Here is an 8,603-nt window from a genome sequence, read left to right on the forward strand (position 1 = left end):
GCGGGCCCTTCATGCGTACCCGCGGAGCCGGGCTCCGTCAGGCGGTGCTCAGCTGCCGAGGATGGCGCGCGCGAGCTTGGCGGTCTCGGTCGGCGTCTTGCCGACCTTGACGCCGGCGGCCTCAAGGGCCTCCTTCTTCGCCTGGGCGGTGCCGGAGGAGCCGGAGACGATGGCGCCGGCGTGGCCCATGGTCTTGCCCTCGGGCGCGGTGAAGCCCGCGACGTAGCCGACGACCGGCTTGGTGACGTTGGCCTTGATGTAGTCGGCCGCACGCTCCTCGGCGTCGCCGCCGATCTCGCCGATCATCACGATCAGGTCGGTCTCGGGGTCGGCCTCGAACGCGGCGAGCGCGTCGATGTGCGTGGTGCCGATGACCGGGTCGCCACCGATGCCGACGGCGGACGAGAAGCCGATGTCGCGCAGCTCGTACATCATCTGGTAGGTCAGCGTGCCGGACTTCGACACCAAGCCGATACGGCCCGGCTTGGTGATGTCGCCCGGGATGATGCCGGCGTTGGACTGGCCGGGGGTGATCAGACCCGGGCAGTTCGGACCGATGATGCGGGTCTTGTTGCCCTTGGAGTTCGCGTACGCCCAGAAGGCGGCGGAGTCGTGGACGGCGATGCCCTCGGTGATGACGACGGCGAGGGGGATCTCCGCGTCGATCGCCTCGACGACGGCGGCCTTGGCGAAGGCCGGCGGGACGAAGAGGACGGAGACGTCGGCGCCCGTCTTCTCCATCGCTTCCTTGACGGTGCCGAAGACCGGGACCTCGGTGCCGTCGAAGTCGACGGAGGTGCCGGCCTTGCGCGGGTTCACGCCACCGACGATGTTGGTGCCGTCACCGAGCATGAGCTTGGTGTGCTTCATGCCGGTGGCGCCGGTCATGCCCTGGACGATGACCTTGCTGTCCTTGGTGAGGAAGATAGCCATGGTGGTGTCTTAACCTCTTCCCTTACTTCGCAGCCGCGAGCTCGGCGGCCTTGTCGGCCGCGCCGTCCATGGTGTCCACGCGCTGCACCAGCGGGTGGTTGGCGTCGCTGAGGATCTTGCGACCCAGCTCCGCGTTGTTGCCGTCGAGACGCACGACGAGCGGCTTGGTGACCTCTTCGCCCTTCTCGGCGAGCAGGGCCAGCGCCTGGACGATGCCGTTGGCGACCTCGTCGCAGGCGGTGATGCCGCCGAAGACGTTGACGAACACGGACTTGACGTCCGGGTCGCCGAGGATGATCTCCAGGCCGTTCGCCATCACCTGGGCGGACGCGCCGCCGCCGATGTCGAGGAAGTTGGCCGGCTTCACGCCGCCGTGGTTCTCACCGGCGTACGCGACGACGTCCAGGGTGCTCATGACGAGACCCGCGCCGTTGCCGATGATGCCGACCTCGCCGTCGAGCTTCACGTAGTTGAGGTTCTTGGCCTTGGCGGCCGCCTCGAGGGGGTTGGCCGCGGCCTTGTCCTCAAGGGCCTCGTGGTCGGGCTGACGGAACTCGGCGTTCTCGTCCAGCGACACCTTGCCGTCGAGGGCCAGGATGCGGCCGTCCTTGGTCTTCACCAGCGGGTTGACCTCGACGAGGAGCGCGTCCTCGGCGACGAAGGTCTTCCACAGGGTCACCATGGCCTCGGCGACGCCCTCGGCCACGTCGGCCGGGAACTTCGCCAGGGCCACGATCTCGCGGGCCTTCTCGATGTCGACGCCCTCGACGGCGTTGACCGGGACCTTCGCGAGGGCCTCGGGGGTCTTCTCCGCGACCTCCTCGATGTCCATGCCGCCCTGCACCGACGCCATGGCAAGGAAGGTGCGGTTGGTGCGGTCGAGGAGGTACGAGACGTAGTACTCCGCCTCGATCTCCGGGGACAGCTCGGCGATCATCACCTTGTGGACCGTGTGGCCCTTGATGTCCATGCCGAGGATGTCCGTCGCGCGGGCGACGGCCTCGTCCGCGTCGGCCGCCAGCTTCACGCCGCCGGCCTTGCCGCGGCCACCGACCTTCACCTGCGCCTTGACGACCGACTTGCCGCCGAGACGCTCAGTGGCCTCGCGCGCCGCCTCAGGCGTGTCGATCACTTCACCGGCCAGCACCGGTACACCGTGCTTGGCGAAGAGGTCCCTCGCCTGGTACTCGAACAGGTCCACGCGCGTCCGTCCCTTTTCAGTGGTATCGCGGTTCCGTTGTCTGCTGGGCGTGCCGCGAAGGGCAACGTGACGGCGCTGTCACTGAGGGAGGCGTACACGGTGTCCGAGCACGCGGCATGTCCGTCTCGCAGGTTATCTCCGCGGGACGTAGGTCCCTAAATCACAGATCACACCTGGGCGGTGATACCTGTCACAGATCACCCTGCTCAGCGCGTTGCGGTATGAGCTCGCTCACGCCTCGGGTATCGGCAGCGGGCGCCGCTCGATGGCCGCGGCCATCACTTCGGGGAACAGGTCGGGGGTGCAGGCGAAGGCCGGGGCGCCCAGGGCGGCCAGGGCCGCGGCGTGCTCGCGGTCGTAGGCCGGGGCGCCCTCGTCGGACAGCGAGAGCAGCGCCACGAACTGCACCCCGGACGCCTTCATCGCGGCGACCCGCTTGAGCATCTCGTCCCGTATCCCGCCCTCGTAAAGATCACTGATGAGAACCACCACGGTGTCGGCAGGACGGGTGATCCGCGCCTGGCAGTACGCCAGCGCGCGGTTGATGTCGGTGCCGCCGCCGAGCTGGGTGCCGAACAGGACGTCGACCGGGTCGTCCAGCTGGTCGGTGAGGTCGACGACGGCGGTGTCGAAGACCACCAGCCGGGTGGCGATCGAGCGCATCGAGGCGAGCACGGCGCCGAAGACGGAGGCGTGGACGACGGAGGCGGCCATCGACCCGGACTGGTCGACGCACAGCACGACGTCCTTGCGCACGCCCCGCGCGGCCCGCCCGTGTCCGACGAGCCGCTCGGGCACGACGGTGCCGTGCTCGGGGAGGTAGTTCTTGAGATTGGCCCGGATCGTGCGGTCCCAGTCGATGTCGCGGTGGCGGGGCCTGCTGATCCGCGCGGTGCGGTCGAGGGCGCCCGCGAGGGTGGCCCGGGTGCGGGTGGCGAGCCGCTTCTCCAGGTCCTCGACGACCTTGCGCACCACGGCGCGCGCGGTCTCGCGGGTGGTCTCGGGCATCGCCTTGTTGAGCGAGAGCAGGGTGGAGACGAGATGGACGTCGGCCTCGACGGCCTCCAGCATCTCCGGCTCCAGGAGCAGGGTGGCCAGCCCTAGCCGCTCGATGGCGTCGCGCTGCATGACCTGCACCACGGAACTCGGGAAGTACGTACGGATGTCGCCGAGCCAGCGCGCGACGGACGGGGCGGACGCCCCGAGCCCGGCTCCGCGATCCTTGCTCGCGCCCTTGGCGGAGCCGTAGAGGGCGGTGAGCGCGCCGTCCATGGCGGCGTCCTGCCCGGTCAGGGCGCGGCCGGTCCCGTCGGCGCCGGGCTCCCCGCCGAGCACGAGCCGCCAGCGCCGCAGCCGTTCGTCAGCGTCGGGTCGCATGCTGGTCATCTCCCCACCTCCGCAAGGCCGTTGGAGTAGTCGAGCTGGTCCCTGCCCAGCAAAAGGTCCAGCAGGGGAAGGACGGCGTCGGCGCGGGCGACGTCGAGAGCGGGCCCGAAGCCGGGCGCGGCGGCGTCGCCCTGTCCCGTACGCACGCCGGGCCCGCGCCGCACCAGCTCCCCCAGCGTGCGCCGCACGCCCGCCTCGTAGGCGGCGAACGTCCTGCGCAGCAGGGGCAGTACGTCGGTGAACGCGTCCGGCGACACGCTCGTCAGCCAGCCGTCCACCAGGCCGAGCAGCCGCTCGTCGTGGACCAGGAGCATGCCGCCGCCCGAGGCCCCGCCGACGAACCCCTCGATCCAGGCGGCGGCGTCGGCGGGCTCCGTGCCCGGTGAGAGCGCGAGGCCCATGTGACGAGCCGCGTCCTCGCCCTCGATCCGGCCGTCGTCGAGCAGCAGCCGCACCGCGCGGCCGCGGAGGAGGCCGGGCACGGTGTCCCGCGAGGCGAGCCGGGTGAGCACGGTGGACCAGCGCTCGCGCAGCCCGGCCGCGTCCGCCAGGAGGCCGGTCGCGGTGTGCACGGCGTCCAGGTGGGTGCGCATCTCGGCGGCGCCGTCCGCGTCCAGGGCCGCGCAGGCGGGCGGCAGGCCGACGAAGATCCGCTCGGCGAGCCCCGCCGCGACCTCGGCCAGACCGGCGGTCGGGGTGCCGCGCACGTCGCCGTAGCGCAGGGTGCGGGCGAGGGCCGGCAGGGCCTGGGCGAGGTGGGCGACGTCCGTGTCGAGCGCGGCCCGGTCGGCGAGCGCGCGCATCACCACGGGCAGGGCGTCCGGCAGCTCGGCCAGCAGGCAGCGCTCCGCGAGCGAGGTGATCTCGGCGAGCCGGGTCGCGGCCGCGGCGTCCGCGTCGGCCTTGGCGGTGGCCGCGCCGAGCACGGTGGTGCCCCACACCCCGGCCTCGGCGACCCGCACCGACAGCTCGGGCTCCCAGCGCAGCCGCCAGCTCTCCCGGAAGGTGCCGGTGGACCGGGCTCCCGTCTGCTCGCCCCAGCCGACGCCGAGCAGTCGCAGCCGGTGCAGCAGCCGGCTGCGCCCGGCATCGGTGTCCTTGCGCAGGTCGAGCTCCAACTCCCGCTCCAGCGGCTCCGGTTTGAGCCGGAGACCGCGCTGGGTCCGGACGAGATCACGCTGGAGCGGGACGGCGGGCGCCGCGTCGGGCACCTCGCCGAGCACGTCGCCCACGATCAGCCGCTCCCGGATCAGGGCGAGCGGAACATCGGAGCCCTCGCACATCACCGCCCGTACGGCGTCGGTGGTCTCGGCGAGGCCGGGCAGGGGTCGGCCGCGCAGCGCGGCCAGCGTTCCGGCGAGCCGGACGGCCTCGATGACATGGGCCGACGAGACCTGGCGGTCCTCCTCGCGGAGCAGCCCGGCCACCTTGGTCATCCACCGCTCGACCGGCCGGTCGGGAGCGCTGAACAGATGCCCGTACCAGCCGGGCGAGTCGATGCCCGCGCCGTAGCCGCTGCGCCGGGCGAGCCTGCGGTGCGTCCAGGGCACCCAGGTCAGCTCGGCCTTGACCCTGGGCAGCCCCTTGAGCCGGGCACGGTCGGCGGCGACGGTGAACTTCCCGGCGAGCGCGGGCACGTGCCAGGCCCCGCACACCACAGCGACATCACGCCCGAACTCCCGCACCGCAGAACGTACTTGTTGCCGCATAAAGGCCTCGCGCACGAGATCACGCGCGGCGTCCCCGTAGGTCTCGCGCAGCACGGCCATGGCCCGGCCCAGCGCGGCGAACGGCGCGAGGGGGTCCGCCGCGGTGTCCCGGTGCTCGACCACGTCCTCCCACCACCGCTCCGGGTCGTCGTACCCGGCGGCCCCGGCGAGCGCGCCGACGGGGTCGACCCCCGGCACCCCGCCCTCCTCCATCGCGAGCGAGTGGGCGGCGGGCAGATCGATGAAGCGGACCTGCGCCCCGTGCGCCAGAGCCCACCGGATGGCCACCCACTCCGGGGAGAACCCGGCCATCGGCCAGAACGCGGCGCGCCCCGGATCGTCGACGACATGGGCGAGCAGCGCGACCGGCGGCCGCATGGCCTCGTCGGCGGCGAGGGTCAGCAGGGCGTCGCCCTCGGGCGGCCCCTCGATGAGCACGGCGCGCGGCCGGACCGCCTCCAGCGCGGCCAGCACGGCGCGCGCCGAGCCGGGCCCGTGGTGCCGCACGCCGAGGAGCGCGGGGGTCATACGGACACCTCGCGGCAGGCGCGGTAGAAGTCCTTCCAGCCGTCCCGCTCGCGGACCACCGTTTCCAGGTACTCCTGCCACACCACGCGATCCGCCGCGGGATCGCGCACCACCGCGCCGAGGAGCCCGGCGGCCACGTCGCCCGCCCTGAGCACGCCGTCGCCGAAGTGGGCGGCGAGCGCGAGCCCGCCGGTCACCACGGAGATCGCCTCGGCCGTGGAGAGCGTCCCCGAGGGGGATTTGAGCTTGGTGCGGCCGTCGGCCGTCACGCCGTCGCGCAGCTCGCGGAAGACGGTGACGACGCGGTGGATCTCCGCCATGCCGTCGGGCACGGCGGGCAGGTCGAGCGAGCGGCCGAGCTGGTCGACCCGGCGCGAGACGATGTCGACCTCGGCGTCGGCGGTGGCGGGCAGCGGAAGGACCACCGTGTTGAAGCGGCGCCGCAACGCACTGGACAGCTCGTTGACCCCGCGGTCGCGGTCGTTGGCGGTGGCGATCAGGTTGAAGCCCCGGACGGCCTGGGTCTCGGCGCCCAACTCCGGGATGGGCAGCGTCTTCTCGGACAGGATCGTGATCAGCGTGTCCTGCACGTCGGCGGGGATGCGGGTCAGCTCCTCGACCCGGGCGGTCATGCCCTGCGCCATGGCCCGCATGACGGGGCTGGGCACGAGCGCGTCACGGCTCGGCCCGTGGGCGAGCAACTGCGCGTAGTTCCAGCCGTAGCGGATGGCCTCCTCCGGGGTGCCGGCGGTGCCCTGCACGAGCAGGGTGGAGTCGCCACTCACGGCGGCCGCCAGGTGCTCCGACACCCAGGTCTTGGCGGTGCCGGGGACGCCGAGAAGCAGCAGCGCGCGGTCGGTGGCCAGCGTGGCGACGGCCACCTCGACGAGGCGCCGGGGCCCGACGTACTTCGGCGTGATCACGGTGCCGTCGGGCAGGGTGCCGCCGAGCAGATAGGTGGCGACGGCCCACGGCGAGAGCCGCCACCGCGCGGGCCGGGGCCGGTCGTCGGACGCGGCCAGCGCGGCCAGTTCGTGCGCGAAGGCGTGCTCGGCGTGCGGCCGCAGGGCCTCTTCCCCGCGGGATTCGACGTTCACGGTCATGACTCCCCCTCCGGATCGTTGTGCTCCAACCGTGCACCACGCCACTGACAATCCGTCATCGCCGCAGGTCAAAACCGATTGTCAGTGGTCACCCGTACCTTCGGGAACATGACTCAGCAGGGGGCGCGCTGGACGTCGGAGCAGGTGCTGGCACTCGCACCTGACGATGCGTCACGCGCAGCGGGAAGCCAGCTCGGCGTGGCGGGGCCGTGGTCGGAGAGCGGGTGCGACGACAGGGGGGTGTGGGGCCTGTGCAAGGGCAGCGGCAGCAAGCCGTACAGAACAGTAATCAACACAACAAGTCCGAGCTACAAGTGCAGTTGCCCGAGCCGGAAGGCCCCGTGCAAACACGCGGTGGGCCTGCTCCTGCTCTGGTCGGACGAACAGGTACCTCCGACCGCACCACCCGACTGGGCAGCCGAGTGGCTGACGGAAAAAAGGAACCAGCCGAAAGAAGTCCCAACTCTCCCCGTTGACGCGGAAGCGGCCAGACGAAGAGCCGAAAGACGAGCCGAACGGATCACGGCGGGAGCCACAGAGCTGGAGCAGCGCCTGGCGGATCTGCTGCGCGGCGGCCTGGCGGCGACCGAAGGGCCGGGCTACGCCCTGTGGGAGGAGACGGCGGCCCGCATGGTCGACGCCCAGGCCCCAGGACTGGCCGCACGGGTAAGGGAGTTGGGAGCGATCCCGAGCTCCGGCCCGGGCTGGCCGATGCGGCTCCTGGAAGAGTGCGGCATGCTGCACCTGCTCGACCGGGCCTGGCTGGGCCGTGACATGCTGCCCGCACAGTTGGCCGCGACGGTCCGCTCGCGCATCGGCGTGCCCGCCGCTCCCCAGGGCCCGGCGATCCGCGACAGCTGGCAGGTGCTCGCCCAGTACGACACGGCCGACACGAAGCTCACCACGCGCCGGATCTGGCTGCACGGAAGGGAGTCGGGCCCCGCGCTGATACTCGACTTCGGAGCCGCGGGCCGCTCCCCCGAAACGACGCTGCCGGTGGGCCTGTCCATCGACGCGGAGCTCACCCCGTACCCCGGCGCGGGCCAGCTGAGGGCAGCCCTGGGCGAGCGCTACGGCACGACCGCTCCCCAAACCCCGCCGCCGGGCGGCACGGCGACCGATGCGGTCGAGCACTACGCCCGCGCCCTCCTGAACGACCCATGGCTGGAGGCGTACCCGGCAACCCTGAAGGCAGCGATCCCCATCCCCCCACCCGAACCATCCGAAGGCTGGCAACTGACCGACACAACAACAGACTTGAGCCTCCCCATACCCCGCACAGCAACAACTCGCCCCGGCCTGTGGAGACTGCTCGCCCTCTCCGGAGGCGCCCCGATCACGGTCTTCGGCGAATGCGGCCACAGAGGCTTCACCCCGCTGACGGCATGGCCCGAGGACTCAGAGCCGGTGGCACTGACATGAGGGGGCAGCTCGGCCGGAAGCCATGGCGGCGCGACGCCCGGACCCGATCCAAAGGATCACGGACAGGACGTGCCCACCCCCACAGAACCGTGGCCGCACGACTGAGCCTGGACCGGAACCAAAGGGTCACGGACGTGACGTGTCTGCGCGGGCAGAGGCCGTGGCGGCGCGACGCCCGGACCCGATCCAAAGGATCACGGACGGGTGCATGTCTGCGCGGGCGGAGGCCGTGGTGGTGCGGTGTCTGGACCGGAACCAAAGGGTCAGGGGCGGGCGCTGTTCGGTCGGGTGGGGACGTGGCGGGGTGCCCCCGCAAGGAGG

General features: G+C 72.0%; 6 protein-coding genes. 1 reads left to right on the forward strand and 5 read right to left on the reverse strand.

Translation table 11 applies throughout. The annotated features are described in order from the left end of the window. Positions 1–48: 48 nt before the first annotated feature. The 5 genes from sucD to AC07F3_RS22610 form a co-directional block, all read right to left on the reverse strand. Positions 49–933 carry a succinate--CoA ligase subunit alpha gene (gene sucD / locus AC07F3_RS22590; protein WP_479116255.1) on the reverse strand — a complete coding sequence of 295 codons (885 nt, stop codon included), beginning with the start codon at positions 931–933 and terminating at the stop codon, positions 49–51. Positions 934–955: 22 nt separating this feature from the next. Further along, positions 956–2,134 (reverse strand): ADP-forming succinate--CoA ligase subunit beta, encoded by a 1,179-nt coding sequence (gene sucC / locus AC07F3_RS22595; RefSeq protein WP_388976261.1) that lies wholly within the window; start codon positions 2,132–2,134, stop codon positions 956–958. Positions 2,135–2,365: 231 nt separating this feature from the next. Beyond that, positions 2,366–3,511: a VWA domain-containing protein gene (locus tag AC07F3_RS22600; protein ID WP_479116256.1), complete on the reverse strand. Its 1,146-nt coding sequence runs from the start codon at positions 3,509–3,511 to the stop codon at positions 2,366–2,368. Between the two features lie 5 nt (positions 3,512–3,516). Then, a complete protein-coding gene (locus AC07F3_RS22605) occupies positions 3,517–5,757 on the reverse strand; it encodes a DUF5682 family protein (RefSeq protein ID WP_479116257.1) in 2,241 nt (746 codons plus the stop codon). Further along, positions 5,754–6,860 carry an ATP-binding protein gene (locus AC07F3_RS22610; RefSeq protein WP_479116258.1) on the reverse strand — a complete coding sequence of 369 codons (1,107 nt, stop codon included), beginning with the start codon at positions 6,858–6,860 and terminating at the stop codon, positions 5,754–5,756. Before AC07F3_RS22610 ends, AC07F3_RS22605 begins: the two co-directional genes overlap by 4 nt. Before the next feature lie 108 nt (positions 6,861–6,968). On the opposite strand from AC07F3_RS22610, the gene AC07F3_RS22615 reads away from it, so the two are divergent. Then, complete coding sequence (locus AC07F3_RS22615) at positions 6,969–8,282, forward strand: SWIM zinc finger family protein (protein WP_479116259.1); 1,314 nt, start codon at positions 6,969–6,971, stop codon at positions 8,280–8,282. Positions 8,283–8,603 lie beyond the last annotated feature (321 nt).

This window comes from Streptomyces sp. NPDC045846 (genome assembly GCF_056431605.1).